The organism is Brevibacillus parabrevis (genome assembly GCF_022701015.1).
GTDB lineage: Bacteria > Bacillota > Bacilli > Brevibacillales > Brevibacillaceae > Brevibacillus > Brevibacillus parabrevis.
This window is the reverse complement of sequence record NZ_CP064090.1, coordinates 2594645-2610709: the sequence shown is the minus strand read 5'-3', so window position 1 is coordinate 2610709 and position 16065 is coordinate 2594645. Positions and strand designations below refer to the sequence as shown.

The following is a 16065-nucleotide window of genomic DNA, read 5'->3' as shown; positions in this document are numbered from 1 at the left end:
GCTCTCGAAATCTCCCACGCAGCAACTGTGTTTAAAACGGCAAGCTGAATCCTTTTTTGCCTTTTTGCTTTCGGGCTTCTTTTTTCAATTTCGCCTCAATGTCTTGCGGTGTCTCCCGTGTGCCCCAGGTCGATTTCCAGAACGTCACCCAGGCGACAGGCATTTGCCAAAGCAAGACAAATTCGTAGAACACGCAAAAAACAAACCCGAACACCCACAGCTTGCTCCTGCGGAACAGCAAATGAGCCAGACTCATCAGCATCGCCATCAGCAAAAGCCCCATCAAAAACGTTCCGGGGAACACGTGATGGACGAGCGGAACGTATCCGAGGTTGTACAACACGATGACAGGTGCTGCAATCGGAACAATCAGGCCAATGTAAAAGAATAGCGCCATGAACGGCTCTTTTTTCCAGATGAACATGCTGGCCCGCAGCGATTCACGCAGCCACGAACGCTTCCAGCGCATTTGCTGCTTCAAGAACACGCTCATCTTCGACGGCACAATCGTCGAACAGATGGCCGAGTCCTGGTAAGAGGTTCGATGTGTCTGCAAAATGTAGTTGGTCATGCTTCGGTCGTCGCCAAAAGTCGCAGGCTGACCGAGAAACTTCTGACTCAGCCAGGCATCGGAATGCTTGGTGATCAAATCTTTGCGATAGCACGACAGCGGCCCGGACAAGCACGTCACGCTGTCAAACCAGGCTTCTGCCGCTTTCATGATGCGAAAAGCGATATAATACCGAACCGTTTGCAGCTTCGTAATCGAGTTCGTGTATTTGTTCTCCACGTCTGTCCGCCCGGCTACGCCGCCCATTTTCGGGTCCTGAAAAGGCTGAACCAGATGGCGGATCGCGGTCGGCTCCAGGAAGCTGTCCGAGTCCACAAACACGACCAGATCGTGCTTCGCCATCTCCACGCCTTTGACCAGAGCGACGCGCTTCCCGCCATTTTCGGGCAGGACATGCATGCGCACCCTTTCTCTCGTCATGAAGCGGTCGGCCTCGTTATGGATCATCTCGATGACCTTCTCGATCTGCTCCACCGAGCGGTCCGTCGAGCGATCATCGACCACGATTACTTCCAGTTTGTCGATCGGGTAGTTTTGATTGACACAACTCAAAATCGTGCGGTGAATCCATTCCTCTTCGTTAAAGCACGGGATGATGATCGAGACTCCCGGCGTAAAGTCCGGATTGATCGGCACATCCCGGTACAGGGCGCCAAAAAAGTAGCGGGTCAGCAAAAAAGCCGCCGCGATCAAGCTGTACATGTACAAAAGAATGTTGTACTGGAAGTAAATCACGCTCTCCGCGCGCATGAGCATGATGAAAATCGTCGAGAACAACAGCATGGCGCTGGAGCCGTAAATGGCGTAGCCCCATCGTTTTCTTTGCAGATATTCTGTCAGCGGCTTGGCAAATTCAAACGCCACCATCAGCTTCTCCTGCTCATCCTCGGTCTTCGTAAAGTTTCGGACGACCTTCGCCTCTAACTTGACGGATGATTCAAATCCTTCCGGCATCGTGCCTGGGGGAATATCGCAATGAATCGAAACCGTTTTTCCCACAAACAGCCGCTCTTGGGCAGCTGGCCCAAATTCGCACAAAAGACCTGTTGTGGAAATATCGACTGCGCGCCCCTTGAACGCGCTTTTTTTCTGTTTCTTGCGCGTGTAGACCACGACATCAAAATTGGCCATGTAACGCAGGCTCAGCATCCGCAACCTGTCCAGGTAAGCTGGATCATCCTGAGCCACATCCGCAGCCTGTCCTCTTCGATCTGCCTGTGTCCGAATATTTTCTGGGTCTGGAACATTGGAGAGGAGTCGCCGATCCGCTCGAGAAGCCGTCAGCACTTCATCTGTATTTTTCTTTTTCTTTTTGAATATCACTGTCGCTTCTCCACTCCCTCTTACAAGCTCCAGTAATGGTAACCCTTATTCACAAAATCGGCTTTTTGATAAACTCCTTTGATATCGAAAATCATTTTTGTCTGACCGCTTCCGTACATGGCATCGAAGTCGTCCACACTCATGCTGGCAAAAAAGGCGTGCGGAACCGCTACGATCACCACGTCCAATTCTTTCAGCGCATCCGGGTGGGAAAGCTCGATCCGGTATTCCTCGTACGCCAGTCTGGGATCAGCCAGCGGATCGACGACAAGCGGCACAATCCCGTACTCGTGAAGCTCGGAAACAATATCCACTACTTTCGAGTTGCGAATATCCGGGCAGTTTTCCTTGTAGGCCAAGCCCATGATGCCGATTTTCACGTTTTTGACGTCCAGCTTCATCCGTACGACAGACTTGATGATTTGTTCCGCGATGTATTTGCCCATCCCGTCATTGATGTGGCGACCCGCCAAAATGATTTTGGAATGGTACCCGCTGTCTTCTGCCTTGTAGGTCAAGTAATACGGATCGATGCCGATACAGTGCCCTCCTACCAGACCGGGTGTGAACGGCAAAAAGTTCCACTTCGTCCGGGCAGCCTGCAGCACGGCCTTCGTATCGATGCCCATCTGATGAAACAGCATCGCAAGCTCATTCATGAACGCAATATTGATGTCGCGCTGGGCATTTTCAATGACCTTGGCTGCTTCGGCGACCTTGATGCTCTCCGCCCGATACACGCCCGCCTCCACAACCAGCCCGTACACCCGCGCCACCGTATCCAATGTTTGTTCGTCCATGCCTGATACAATCTTCACGATCGATTCAAAACGGTGCACGTCATCGCCCGGATTGATGCGCTCCGGCGAATAGCCGACTGTGAAATCCTCTCCACAACGCATGTTCGATTCGCTTTCCAGTATCGGGATGCATATTTCCTCGGTCACTCCCGGATACACGGTCGATTCGAAGACGACAACCGATCCTTTTGGCATATGTTTCGCTACCGTCCGCGTCGCCGCCTGTACGTAGTGCAGATCAGGCACATTGCCGCTCTTGATCGGCGTGGGCACGGCGACGATGAAAAACCGCGCTTCCGACAGTCTTGTTTCATCTGACGTAAAGTCAATCGTACTGGCTCGCAGCCGCTCCTCGTCCATGCTTCCATCCGGGCATAGCCCGTTTTGGTAATTATCCACTTTTGCACGATTGACATCAAAACCGATTACAGACACTTTTTCTGCCAACGCAACTGCTACTGGTAACCCTACATATCCGAGTCCGACGACAGCAATTTTTTCCTGGCGCTCTACAATTGCGTCAAACAGATCCATGATGTTTCTTCCTCTCTCATTGTCGATTACGAACCAAACATTTCTGACATTTTCACAAACGTATAGCCTTTCTCTTGCAGCTTCTCAATGATGGTTGGCAACGCGTCTACGGTTTTTATGTCATCGAGCATGTGCAGCAGGATCACACTTCCATTTTTTGTTTTCTCGATGACGATGTTTGCAATTTCGTCCGCCGTCTTTGTTTTCATGTAATCGGAAGGATCTACATCAAAGTTCGTAATGGTATGGTAACCAGTCGCTGAAATAGCTTTTAATGTATTGTCATTAATGGCTCCGGTCGGTGGTCGGAAGTACATGGTCGGCTTTTGCTGAATCGCGCCTGTAATGATCTGATGCGCTTTGACGATTTCTTCCTGCATCTGAGCCACTGTGATTTTGGTCAAAACGGGATGAGAGTACGTGTGGTTCGCCACATCGTGTCCTGCTTCATATATCGCTCTGGCGAGGTTCGGATTTTTTGCCACCCCGTCGGCCCGCAAGAAGAACGAAGCTTTAATCTGGTACTTGTCCAATGTGTCCAAAATTTTTGTGACAGTAGCATCGCTTCCCCAGTCGTCAAAAGACAGGGCGATCTGCGGCTTGTCTGACTCGTCTCTTTGTACATATCGATAAGTAACATTTTGAACATCCAAATTGATTTTCGCAGCGTCATAGCCTTCAATTTGCTCAGCTGGCTTTCTCTCTTGGCTGCCTGCAATCAAGTCTTTCAAAGGAACAAAGCGATATCCGGCATCGTTTGCTGCCCGCGCCAAAAGAGCAACATTCTCGGCGAGTTGCTTGCTCTCAACGGTGTCCATGGTTATGATCCCGCCACGATTGATGTATTTTCTGACGTAGCGCATTTTTTGTTCTTCTGTCTCTTTTTCCCAGTTATGCAAAAACAGGCTGGTGGAGATAACAGCTTCATGGCCTGCGCCCGCTGCGGCCAACAAAATGTCATCGGTATAGGTCGCCGATTTTGTTCGCACGTAACGTGTTTTAATCCCTGCCTTCTTCTCAATGACATCTTTGGCCAGCTTGATCTCGGAGCTGATCTTGTCATAGGGAAGCTTGCTCAGATCGAGCAGATTCAGTGTATTGTTCTCGACCTCATGGCCGCGCGCAGCGATTTCTTTTGCCAGATTCGGCTCCTCGGCTACACGCATGCCAGGCAAAAAGAAAGTCGCCTTGATCTGCTGCTTGTCCAGTGCATCGAGCAGTTGTTTCATCTTCTTGCTGTCAGCCATCCCGTTAAAGGTAAGAGCCAGTTCTCGCTTGGTCGTATAGACGAAAGGAATGCCCTTGCTTTTTTCTCCTGTATAGCGAATGATCTTTTGAGTCGTTTTGGTTTTTTGCGCAGCGTAGCCAAATGGCTGGCCCCGATCGTGCAGCGGAGCGCATCCTGCTAACACGGCAATCGCAAGCATCGCCATGGCTATGGAAAACAAGAATGATTTTTGGTTTCTTCCTATCTTTTTGGGCATGTCTTTTCTCCTTTTCTCCCGATATACGCAAAGAAAATTCCTCGACTACAGTCCTTCATACTACTCCTTATGAAAGAAAACAGCTATAGTCAATTCCAGGCAGTTTTCCCGCGTTTTACTTTGGAACCATGTCAGCCATTTTGACGAATTTGAAGCCTTTCTGTTTCAGCTTTTCCAAGGCAACAGGCAGCGCTTCAACTGTATGTATGTTGTCGAGCATATGAAGCAAAATGACGCTGCCGTTTTTCGTCTTGGTCATGATTCCGTTGACGATATCATCGGCGCTGTGTCTGGCATCCCAGTCCAGCATCGTCACGTCGTACATCGCGATGTTTTTGTATCCGACTGCCGAGATCAATCGGGCTGTCTCGTCGTTAACGACTCCTGTCGGTGGACGAAACAGCATCACAGGCTGCTGCTGAATCGCATCTGTAATGACACGGTGCGCTTTCACCAAGTCTTCTTGCAACTGCTGCGGCGAAATCGTCGTGACGACCGGATGGCTGTAACTGTGGTTCGCCACGTCGTGCCCGCCTTCCACCATCGCCCGCGCCAGGTTGGGGTTGTCCTCTACCCCTTTTGCCCGCAGGAAAAAGGTCGCGACAACATCGTGCTCTTCCAAAATATCGAGAATCTTCGTAACCGTCTTGTCGCTGCCCCAGTCGTCAAAAGTCAGGGCAATTTTCGGTTCGTTCGTCTCCATCTGATAGATGAGGTGATAGGTGGCATTTTTCGTGTCGGGATTGATTTTTGCCGCATCATAGCCAGGAATTTGTTCCAGCGGCTTGCGCTCTCCTCCGTTTTTCACAAGCTCCCCCAGCGGAACGAGCTTGTAGCCGATGTCATTGGCCGCTTTCGCAATATAGGAGATGGCGGGAATCACTTCGGGATTGATGTCTGTATTCATCGTAATAATCCCGCCCCTGGTCATGAACCTCTCCACGTACTCGCCAATCGCCTTTGCATCCTTTTTCATGTCCCGGTCTTTCGGATTGATGCTGTAGCTGACTACGCCTTTCATTCCCAACGCAGCCGCAGCCAGACGGACATTATCGGTAACATCCCCCGATTTGGTGCGCACATAGCTTGGAGTGACTCCGGTCTGCTTTTTGATTACGTCGTTGCCAAGCTGAATCTCTTTGTAGATTTGCTCATAGCTGAGTTGGGCATCGTCCAAGTGATTCAGCGTGTTGTTCTCGATTTCATGCCCTCGCTTGAGGATTTCCTTGGCGATCTCCGGCTCTTCCGCAACCCGCATCCCCGGGAGAAAAAAGGTCGCTTTGATCTGGTACTTGTCCAGCTCGTCCAGCAGCTTCTTCATGGTTGCGTCATCCCCCATCCCGTTGAAGGTCAGGGTCAGTTCTTTCTTTGCTGTATATACAAAAGGAATGACTTTGCTCTTCTCACCGTTGCTCGCGGGAATCGTTTGAGTCGTATTCGCTTTCGGAACGTTGTTTGCTTCTTCAACCCCAAACTGGCAGCCGACAAGCAAAGAGCTTGCAATCATCCATGCACTCCACGGCAGAACCCGCCGTTTGCGTGGCGTACGCGTAGTAACCATCAAGTTTCCTTTCCCCTTGTCATAAAATATGTACAAGAATGACAATATAGGTAATTTTACCTATGAAAAAAGTTCCAGAAAAGCAGTTTTCTTTCTAATTTCGCACTATACACTACTTTTAAAGAGGTAGTAAAGCCCTAAATTCCACACTTTCCCTGCGTATGCCTGTGTTCATTTTACATAAACGGCTTATGAATGAACAACATACATATTGTAGTTTACCATAAACATTATCAGTCACTTTTCTACCATTTTCGCACGTATACAAAAAGAACGATCCACAAAGGATCGTTCCGAGAAGCATTGCGGCTTGTTCTTTTCCAAAATTTGCTTGCGCTTTTCTCGCAACAATCTGCGCTGCGAGACGTATTACTAAGTAAGAGAACAAAGAATCAGCTACAGAACACGTCGCGCAGAAACGAAGCGCTTCTCCCAGGACGTTCCTTTAAATGCGGTAAAGGTCACACCCGGTTGCCCGTAGGTATGTAGAATCTTGTTGTTTCCCGCATAAATAGCAACGTGAGTAATCCGCTTGGACTTCGTCGTCGTGCTCGCCTTGAAAAATACCAAATCCCCTTTTTTCAGGTTGGCCTTGGACACACTCACGCCTTTTTTCGCCTGGTCACGCGAGGTACGTGGCAAGCTTTTGCCTACTGCTACACGGAATACGCGCTGCGTGAAAGAAGAGCAGTCAAAAACAGCTGTTGTCGAGCTCTTTGCACCAAATTTATAGGGGGTCCCCAGATATTTTTTACCTGTGCTGATGACTTTGTCTGCCTTCGCTTGCGTCCAGGCTGCGTGAGCTACATTTTGCTCTCCTGGCATTGGCAGTGCAATCGCTGTTACTCCTAAAGTCAATCCCATTACGATTCCGATGAGGGTTTTTCGCAATTTCATGTTGTTCATCCTCCCTTTTGACAGAACGCGCTTCTACGAGATGGTTTCGGTAGAAGCTTTATTTATGCAAAGTTTGGGTGACCTCTCACTTGTTCTCTACTTTACCAAAGCTGTCGCGCTGTGAAATTACCAAAAACTTGGCAGAAACCGATTGAACAAATGGATGTGATTTCCGCTTGACGCCCTCAAGCCCGCTGTAACAGGCATTCCTTAAATTTTCAGTTTATTTTCATGCCAAAATGTTCCTCCGGTTTTGTCCAATTGTATCCAGTGCGATTCGCCGATTGTCCGCATCATATGCGACTTATGACCTATACCCACTTGCAAAAAATCCCTTTTCGCGCTATTTTCACGCGGGCAAAAATGGTTTCTTCCTTCTCTCTCTTCTCTATGCTTGCAACCTGTTGAGAGTCATCGTAAAGTAGATAGGAGTTCGTTTTGAAGGAGGAACATATGCGACTGCGTAACATCCCAGGCGCCGAAGCGGCCCTGCGTGAATATCCGACATTTGTAGACAGCCCGCTTTCCTATAAAGGAAGATGGAAGGAACGCTTCGGAAATGACCATCCGATCCACGTGGAGATCGGCTGTGGAAAGGGACGCTTCATTAATACACTGGCAAAGCGTCACCCTGATACGAATTTCATTGCGGTTGAACTGAAAGCAGAGGTTGTTTTGCGGGCCTTGCAGCGAACCGAGTACGAGACGATTCCGAATCTGGCATTTATCCAGTTCGACGCCTCCAAGCTCAGCGAACTGTTCGCCGATCATGAAATTGCCCGGATTTATTTGAATTTCAGCGATCCGTGGCCAAAGGCGCGCCATGCCAAGCGCCGCCTCACCTACGCCAGCTTCCTGAACAACTATCGCCAGGTGCTCACCCAAGACGGCGAAATTCATATGAAGACCGACAACGAAAAGCTGTTTGAGTTCTCCCTCAATCAATTCGCTGCCGAGCGCTTTCAGATGAAGAACATCACCTTTGATCTTCACCAATCGAAGCTCGCAGAAGAAAACGTGATGACCGAGTACGAAGAGCGCTTTTCTTCCAGAGGACAGCGAATCTACCGGGTAGAAGCCAGCTGCTTGATAAAGTAAGCGAAGCGCAACGCTTTTACAAGTAAATGACTCCCACGCGAACACGCTATGGATACAGCTCGTGCTTGCGTGGGGTTTTTTCGATCTTTCAAGCAAAGGATTGAGAGAAAAGCATATGAATCGCTACGATGATGCCTTTCACGAATGGAATAACAGCCTTTTGTTCGCGCGGTTACGGATGACCTCGATATTCTTGCTTTTGTGCTATCCCGTCTTTCTGTACGTCGATCTCGTCCTGCTTAAAGACGTCGGCAATCCGCTGTTTCTTTACACGCTTACTTCTATACATACATCAGGCTTTATCGCCTCCTTGATTCTCGTCTTCATCTATCAAAAATTTCAGAAGAGCGAAAGCTTCATGCGCTCCTCCTGGCCGCACTCTCTGATCATTTTGTTCGTGGCGGGCTACGTCCTAGCAAGCGCTCTGTCGTCTTTGAACAGCCACAGACTCTCGGGAAATATTGACGCCTACGTCGTCGTGCTCATCGGGGTTGCAGCCGTCTTTCCGCTGCGCCCGCGGTACTTCGCCTATATTCTTGTGCCTTGTCACTTGCTGTTTCTGTATGTGTTGGCGCAAATTCCCCAGGATGATTTCTCGCTTCACGCCAAACAGATCAATACGAGCATGACGGTGTGCATCTCCTTTTTCATCGTGCTTGCTTTCCATTCTTATAGAAAAAAAGAGTTCAACTACAAGCGTGAGCAAAAGGAATCAGCGGAAAATTTGCGCAAATTGTTTGACATCAATCCGTACCCGCTGCTTCTCTCCCGCCTCTCTGACGGGCGCATTTTGCTGATGAACGAGCGCGCCCAAAAAGAATGGCCCTGCACAGCAGGTGACGAAGAACGTTACGACACGAGCTATGTTTTTCAAGACGCAGCAGATCGCCAGGAAGTCGTCGAGCAACTGCGCAAAACAGGCAGCATCAAAAACCACGTGCTCCAGCAAAAAAGCGCGCCGGGCTTTACCCGTTGGGCCATGGTTCACTATGAAGTGATTGAGTATGACAACATCCCGTGCATTTTATCCGGGATGACAGACATCACCGAGTTGAAAAAAGTAGAAAGCGAGCTGGCAAAGCACGCCTCGATCGACTTGCTGACTGGTCAGTTGAATCGCCGGAGCGGGATCGAAGCCCTGCAACAGATCGTCGCTGAATCCCGCAGCTCCTGGATTTCATGCACGATTTGCTTCGTCGACATCAACAATCTCAAGCAAGTAAACGACCAGTACGGACACCGGGAGGGCGACGCGCTGATCACGACGGTGTGCGATGTGATCAGAGGCGTCATCTGCGCTGACGACATTTTGTTTCGCTACGGCGGTGACGAGTTCATCATCCTCTTTACCGGCAAGTCGCAAGAAGCAGTCGAGGCGCTTTGGGACGTCATCTGGCAGCAGTTTTTGGCGATCAATGCCGCCCAGAAAAAGCCGTACCTCATTACGGCGAGCCACGGACTGTTTTATTTCTGCTCTGGTATGGATGTAACGATCGAGGACATGATCGAGCAAGCTGATGCAGCCATGTACAAAGAAAAAACCAGACGGAAAAAGGAGCTGTCCGACATGGTCGGCGGCGCTCATCCGCTGGTTTAATCCTGAAAAGCCGCTAGTTGTTCAGTTGCCGTCTTTTCGCCCGCTCACCATTCTGTACACACGTTCTGGCCGTCCAACCACGCCGTAGGAAAGGTCAGCGACGGCTTCGCCAATAGCAACCAGATACTCCAAATAGCGACGGGCCGTTGAACGGCTGATGCCCGTTTCTTTGCTGACCAGCTCGGTAGTAGCTTCTTGTGTTTGCATCAGATAGCCGGATATTTTGTCCAGTGTAATCTGATCAATCCCTTTGACGGCTCTTCCTTCCGCTGGTTTTTTGCTGCTTGTCCGGGAAATCAGCTCATCAATCTGGGCCTGGCTGATTTGCTCCCTGTCCTGTTTCCACTCCCGCACTTTTTGCCTGAACTCCTGGTAGCTCTGCAAAGTCTGTTGCAGGCGGGCAAAAATCAGCGGCTTGGTGATGAAATCAAAGACGCCGTAGCGTATCGCTTCTACGACGGTATCCACCTCTTTGGCTGCTGTTAGCATGATGCAGTCGCACGCGGGAAACTGCTCCTTGATCACAGACAAGAAATCCAGTCCGTCCATGTCCGGAAAATAAATGTCCAACAGCACCAAATCGGGCTGAAGCAGCTCCAGCTGATCCCTGGCTTCCTGGGCATTGGTCGCAATGCCGACAACCTCGTACCCTTCCACCTTTTCCACAAAGCGACGATTTACTTCGGCAATCCTCAAATCGTCCTCTACAATCAAAACCCGTATTGCGCTTTTTCCCGCCATGCTCTTCAATACAGCTCTCCCTCCTTCATCTGCGACGTTCAAACCTCTTTCGGCAGCGTCACCGTAAAAATAGTTCCGCCCGCCGGATTACCTGTATGCGTAATATTGCCATGCAGCTTGGAAACCGCTTGTTGCACCAGATGCAGGCCGTACCCGTGATTCGGCTGCTGCTTGGTAGAAAAGCCAAGCTCGAATACCCGCTCGGCATGTTCCCGCGAGATGCCTGGGCCGCGATCTTCTACTTCGATCAACAGCACCTCTTCCATATCGAGCAAAAAGATCGTGATCTCCTGGGCAAAGGCGCCCGGTGCCCAGACGGCATCCATCGCATTATCGAGCAAATTTCCCAAAATGACAATCAGTTGGGCGCGATCAATAGCCGCTGGAATTTCGCGGAAGTTGCTTTCCGGATCGATTTTCAGCTCAATTTTGCGCTCATTGGCCTGATTCAGCTTGCCGAGCAAAAGTCCGGCGATCAGCGGATCTGGCACCTCTTGCAAAATGAATCGCGTGTGGCTGACGTGTGCATCCAGCTCGGACGAGATAAACTGGATTGCTTCCTGATACGACTCCAGCTGGATCAAACCGGAGATCAGGTGCAGCTTGTTGGAATACTCGTGCGTTTGCGAGCGGAGCACTTCAGCATATTCCTTTACCCTGGACAGCTCCTGCGTCACCTCGAACAATTCCGAACGGTTGCGGAAGCTGGCGACAGCGCCCGTGATCTGGTTGTTCGCATCCTTGATCGGCACGCGGTTGACAATCAGCACCTGCTCGTTCACCAGCGCTTCGCGGTCAAACTCGGCTTCCCCCGTCTCGATTACTTCCGTGAGGCCAAGCGCGTGCACCAGGTCGTCCTGCTTCTCTGTCAAACAATCGCGCTCCTTTTCCTGCTTTTGGCCGAGCAGTCGTTGCGCCGTCTGATTGGCAAGCGTGATCGCCCCTGTCTCGTTGACCGCCACAATGCCTTCGCGAATCGATTCAAGCACAGCCTGGTTCTCCTGATACAACCGTCCGATGCTCGCTGGTTCCAAGCCGAAAATCGCTTTTTTGACATTCCGGGCAAGCAGCATCGTACACACGACGCCCAAAAGCAGCGTGATGATCCCGACAAGCACAATCCGGTCGCGGTACGCTTCAATCGTCTCATTAATATCGGCAAACAAAAATCCGACAGATACGACTCCTATCACTTGCCCTGCTTCATTATAGATCGGCGTTTTTCCCCTGAGGCCAGGCCCCAGCGATCCGACCGTTTCCGAGATGATCGAGTTTCCTTCGAACACCGTTTCGTTATCGCCCCCGACCATCGGCTTGCCGATTTCATCCGGGTCTGGATGGGAGTAGCGAATCCCTTGCAAATTGCCAACTGTAATAAAAGCGGCGTTTGTGCTTCCCCGGATTTTTTCCGCAATCGGATTGATGATTTTGGCCGGGTCCTCTGTGTAAAACGCCTGCTTGATTTCCTCCATTTGCGCCACGGTTTTCGCCGTGTCCAACGCCCGTCTGCCAATCTCTTTTTCCAGGGCATCCGCGAGCATCAGCTCAAACGTAATCCCCAAAATCACGATGACACCCAGCAGGAGCGAACAGATGATCAACATCAGCTTGCTGTGAAAACGCACGTTCCTCCCCCCTTCTTCTCATTGTAACCCAATTTTGCGTCCAACTGAAAAAGAGGCCCTTCGCCCGGCCTCTTTTTCCCGCAAGTTCGCAAGTTCTCTGCTACAACGTGAGCACTCCCGTAAGCAACGCGACAACGATCATGACAAGCGAAGTGCCGAATGCCCATTTCATGATAAAGCGCTGCGTCTGCGCGTAGTCCACGCCAACCATCCCCAGCAGCAAATATTGAGCGGCAAACAGCGGACTCAAAACGTGCAAGGGCTGGCCGAGAATCGACGCCCGCCCGATCTCTGCCGGATCGACTCCATACGCTGCTGCCGCATTTGCCAAAATCGGCACCACGCCGAAATAATAGGCGTCGTTGGACATGAAATACGTAAAAGGCATGCTGGTCAAAGCGACCAATACAGGCATGTGCGAGCCAAGCGAGTCCGGCAGCCAGGAGACAACCGTATTCGACATGGCGTCAATCATTTTTGTCTCGGTCAAAATGCCCGTAAAAATTCCGGCAGCGAAGACCATCGAGACAGTCGCGAGAGCGTTGCCCGCGTGCGCTGCGATCCGCTCCTTCTGGTCTTCCATTTTGGGATAGTTGATCAACAGCGCGATGGCAAACGCGATCATGAACAAGATGGGCAAAGGCAAAAAGCTGGTGATAAGTCCGAGCATCAGCGCAACGGTCAGCAGCAGATTAAACCAGAGCAACTGTGGACGCTTGCTCGCAGTTGCTTCATGAGCCGCCGCCAACTCGGCTTGTGCTGGCGACGATGCGCGAGATGCACCGCCAAGCTCGATAATCCCCAGCCGTTTCCGTTCTGCTTTGCCCAATATACAGGCGACGAAAATGACCCAAGCGATCCCGGCAGCCATGGCAGGAATGAGCGGAGTAAACAGCTCGGATGCGTCCAGTCCCAACACACTCATCGCTCTCGCAGTCGGACCGCCCCACGGCGCCATGTTCATGACGCCCAGCGCAAGCATCGGAATGACCGCCAAAATCATCGGTTTGATCCCCATTCGTTGATACAGCGGCAACATGGCCGTGACCGTAATCATGTAAGTCGTCGTACCGTCTCCGTCCAATGCGACCAGACTGGCGAGAATCGCCGTACCGACGACGATTTTCAGCGGATCGCCCTTGACGATCTGCAATATTTTCGCAATCAGCGGATCAAACAAGCCAGCATCCATCATGATTCCGAAGTACAGGATGGCAAACAGCAGCATGATTCCCGTAGGCGCAATCTGCTTGATACCGGCAAGCATCATCGTGCCAAGCTGATCCGCAAAGCCGCCGAGCAAAGCAAACACAACAGGAACCACAATAAGTGCAACCAAAGCCGAAAGTCGCTTCGACATGATCAAATACATGAAAACGGCTACCATTAAAAAGCCAAGCCATGACAGCATACCTTTTTCCTCCTTGGGAGAATGCGCTTACAACAACGTGTACGAATGCGCTTTCATTTGCTGCTGTCATTATAGCAATGTTCGTAAAAATCCGAATACAATTTGCGCATAAACAGTTTTACCCGCATTTTTGTCATAAACGTCATAAAATTCACGATACGCCTGTCTGCTTATTCGTTTAAATGGTACAATAGTGACAACCTATATTTTTCCAAACGGAGGTTTGCATGCTCGATTTCGGAATCGCATCCATCCCACTGTTCATCATGCTTTTGTTTTACGGCCTGATCATTTATTTGCTCATTAGCCTGATCCGGTTCATGAACAACAAAATTGCCCTCGACCAAGAACGAAATGAAAAGCTGGACCAATTGATCCAGCTTCTACAAAAAGGCGAACAAAAAGAACCAGCCGCTCCCCCGCAATCCGACCACCTTGACACACGCTAGACCGTCCTGTTGACCGCAAGCACTCACATCCCATTTCATGAAAAACGTCTCGACGTTTTTCCCAGAAAAAAGCCCGAGTCCGTCTCTTCACGGCTCGGGCTGCTATTATTTTCATCTTTGTGCGATCTACACATCCCGCTTTCCAAACAACCGGACAGCCAGCGCCAGCGTCGCCGCGCCGTAAAACAGCGTGTAGAAAAACATCAACTGGCTTGGCGGAGACGTGGTGCCAAATATCCCCTGGGAAGCAAACGAAATCGGGTCCTCCGCTGCCTCGAAAAGCGCGACCGTCGATTGTCTGAACAGCGAATCGGTAGGAAACAACAAGCTGGATATAATCCCGATGTTGATCAGTGCGTTCTCCCCCAAAATCGACCCGATCTGCTCGACAAACCCGCCGATGAAGCTGATTCCGTACAAAATGATCAGGATGATGCCGCCTGTTACCGTCGTCGTGATGCTGCTGAGCAGCAAGGAGACGCAGACGAGAATCACTGGCATCAGGATAAAATACCCGAGCGACGTCCCTATTTGCTGCGCACTCACGTCAACCGCCAGCATGCCTCCGCCAACCCATTGATTGATCCCGAGAATGCCGAGAAACATCAGGAGCGCATAGAGGACAAGCATGCTCGTCAATCCGCCGAACTTCCCCAGGACGTATCGGTGGCGCGGCAACGCCCGGGCCAACCACGTATCAATCTGATGACTCTCGACTTCGTGGGCAATACTGCCGACACTGCTCAGGATCGCGAGCAGCGCCGTAATGAACGAACCAAAGTACAGGCCCATGCCGAGCAGTTGCGTGGAGAAAAAGTTTTTTTGCAGCAGCATGTCACTTGCCCTGCCACCCCATGACTCGTTCATTTCCCGCGCCGCATACCAGGTCGCTACGCCAAACAGCAACAGGAAAGCCAGCGACATCAATATCGTAATCGTAAAAATCCGCTTGGAGATCATCTCCCTATACGTGATTTTCATGATCGGCCACATGTGCTTCCCCCTCCTTCTTTTGCACCCAGTACAAAAATACTTCCTCCAGCGATTGCTGCTTTTGCACAACCTCATGTACCGCCGCGCCTCGGCCAACCAGCGCCTGCAAAAGAGCCGGAACCCGGTTGTCCTGATCCAGAGTCAAAAGCCACGTGGCACGAGAAGCAGCTTCCCTGAGCAATCTGCTCTCTGTCACGAATGCCGGAAGCTCCTCCCCCGCCGAAAAACTCGCCGCTTCCACCGTAAGCTCCACCTGCGGGGCAACGCTGCTCAGCTTGCGCCAATCTCCATGCACGACCAGCTCGCTGCGGTGAATAATCCCTACATAGTTGCAGACGCTCTCCATCTCGCTCAGCAAATGGCTGTTGAGAAAAATCGTTTTTCCTTGATCGCGGAGCCTGGTAATCAACTCGCGCACTTCTTTTCGTCCAATCGGGTCCAGCGCCGAGGTCGGCTCATCCAAAAAAATCAGCTCGGGATCGGACAAGAGCGCACAAGCGATTCCGATGCGCTGCTGCATACCTTTGGAATAGCCGCGAATGCGCTCGCGCTCACGCCCTGCCATCCCTACCTGCTCCAGTACATCCCGGATGACCGCTCTGCCCTGGGAACGGGACAATCCGCACAGCTGGGCGTGGTGCTCCAGGAGCTGTTGGCCCGTCAGCCAATCGGGGTAGCGAAACAGCTCCGGCAAATACCCGACCTTTTGCCGCGATTCCACCGTGCCGATCGGATGCCCAAGCATGACGGCCTTGCCCGCTGTCGGGTGCAGCAGACCGAGCATCGTTCTGACAAACGTGCTTTTCCCCGCGCCATTTTGCCCGAGAAATCCAAACACACTGCCACGCGGCACTTGCAAAGTGATGTTTTTGCAGCCCGCCTTGCCGTTGTACTGCTTGGACAAATCCCAGGTCTCGATTACGTAATTGGACATCTCATGCCTCCTAAAACTTGAAACTTGAAACTTTAGCGGAAAACGGG

General features: G+C 51.0%; 13 protein-coding genes. 3 read left to right on the top strand and 10 right to left on the bottom strand.

The features are described from left to right. Positions 1 to 31 precede the first annotated feature (31 nt). The 5 genes from IRJ17_RS12360 to IRJ17_RS12340 all read right to left on the bottom strand — a co-directional run bounded on the left by IRJ17_RS12360 (position 32) and on the right by IRJ17_RS12340 (position 7170). Complete coding sequence (locus tag IRJ17_RS12360) at positions 32 to 1894, bottom strand: glycosyltransferase (RefSeq protein WP_242774886.1); 1863 nt, start codon at positions 1892 to 1894, stop codon at positions 32 to 34. A gap of 20 nt (positions 1895 to 1914) precedes the next feature. Further along, the gene (locus IRJ17_RS12355) at positions 1915 to 3228 is read right to left on the bottom strand and encodes a nucleotide sugar dehydrogenase (RefSeq protein WP_122963922.1); all 1314 of its coding nucleotides are present in this window, start codon (positions 3226 to 3228) and stop codon (positions 1915 to 1917) included. A gap of 26 nt (positions 3229 to 3254) precedes the next feature. After that, the gene (locus tag IRJ17_RS12350) at positions 3255 to 4712 is read right to left on the bottom strand and encodes a polysaccharide deacetylase family protein (RefSeq protein WP_122963921.1); all 1458 of its coding nucleotides are present in this window, start codon (positions 4710 to 4712) and stop codon (positions 3255 to 3257) included. Between the two features lie 115 nt (positions 4713 to 4827). Further along, positions 4828 to 6273, bottom strand: coding sequence for a polysaccharide deacetylase family protein (locus IRJ17_RS12345; protein ID WP_371736944.1), 1446 nt, complete (start codon positions 6271 to 6273; stop codon positions 4828 to 4830). A 396-nt stretch (positions 6274 to 6669) separates the two neighbouring features. Continuing rightward, on the bottom strand, positions 6670 to 7170 hold the full coding sequence (locus IRJ17_RS12340) for a C40 family peptidase (protein ID WP_122963919.1): 501 nt from the start codon (positions 7168 to 7170) through the stop codon (positions 6670 to 6672). Positions 7171 to 7623: 453 nt separating this feature from the next. Here IRJ17_RS12340 and trmB point away from each other — a divergent pair, with 453 nt between their 5' ends. Beyond that, on the top strand, positions 7624 to 8268 hold the full coding sequence (gene trmB / locus IRJ17_RS12335) for a tRNA (guanosine(46)-N7)-methyltransferase TrmB (protein WP_242774884.1): 645 nt from the start codon (positions 7624 to 7626) through the stop codon (positions 8266 to 8268). Positions 8269 to 8383: 115 nt separating this feature from the next. Next, positions 8384 to 9865: a sensor domain-containing diguanylate cyclase gene (locus tag IRJ17_RS12330; RefSeq protein ID WP_242774882.1), complete on the top strand. Its 1482-nt coding sequence runs from the start codon at positions 8384 to 8386 to the stop codon at positions 9863 to 9865. Positions 9866 to 9886: 21 nt separating this feature from the next. On the opposite strand, the gene IRJ17_RS12325 is transcribed toward IRJ17_RS12330, so the two are convergent. The 3 genes from IRJ17_RS12325 to IRJ17_RS12315 all read right to left on the bottom strand — a co-directional run bounded on the left by IRJ17_RS12325 (position 9887) and on the right by IRJ17_RS12315 (position 13642). Continuing rightward, a complete protein-coding gene (locus IRJ17_RS12325) occupies positions 9887 to 10606 on the bottom strand; it encodes a response regulator (RefSeq protein ID WP_122964069.1) in 720 nt (239 codons plus the stop codon). Positions 10607 to 10644: 38 nt separating this feature from the next. Then, positions 10645 to 12231 carry an ATP-binding protein gene (locus IRJ17_RS12320; protein ID WP_242774880.1) on the bottom strand — a complete coding sequence of 529 codons (1587 nt, stop codon included), beginning with the start codon at positions 12229 to 12231 and terminating at the stop codon, positions 10645 to 10647. Between the two features lie 100 nt (positions 12232 to 12331). Beyond that, complete coding sequence (locus IRJ17_RS12315; protein WP_122963915.1) at positions 12332 to 13642, bottom strand: CitMHS family transporter; 1311 nt, start codon at positions 13640 to 13642, stop codon at positions 12332 to 12334. 227 nt (positions 13643 to 13869) lie between these two features. Between IRJ17_RS12315 and IRJ17_RS12310 the strand changes: the two genes are divergently transcribed. Further along, positions 13870 to 14091, top strand: a complete 222-nt coding sequence (locus IRJ17_RS12310; protein ID WP_122963914.1) for a hypothetical protein — start codon at positions 13870 to 13872, stop codon at positions 14089 to 14091. Between the two features lie 126 nt (positions 14092 to 14217). Here the strand turns inward: IRJ17_RS12310 and IRJ17_RS12305 are convergent, their stop codons facing one another. Continuing rightward, positions 14218 to 15084, bottom strand: coding sequence for an ABC transporter permease (locus IRJ17_RS12305; protein WP_063228018.1), 867 nt, complete (start codon positions 15082 to 15084; stop codon positions 14218 to 14220). After that, a complete protein-coding gene (locus IRJ17_RS12300; RefSeq protein WP_242774879.1) occupies positions 15056 to 16018 on the bottom strand; it encodes an ABC transporter ATP-binding protein in 963 nt (320 codons plus the stop codon). Before IRJ17_RS12300 ends, IRJ17_RS12305 begins: the two co-directional genes overlap by 29 nt. Positions 16019 to 16065: the final 47 nt, after the last annotated feature.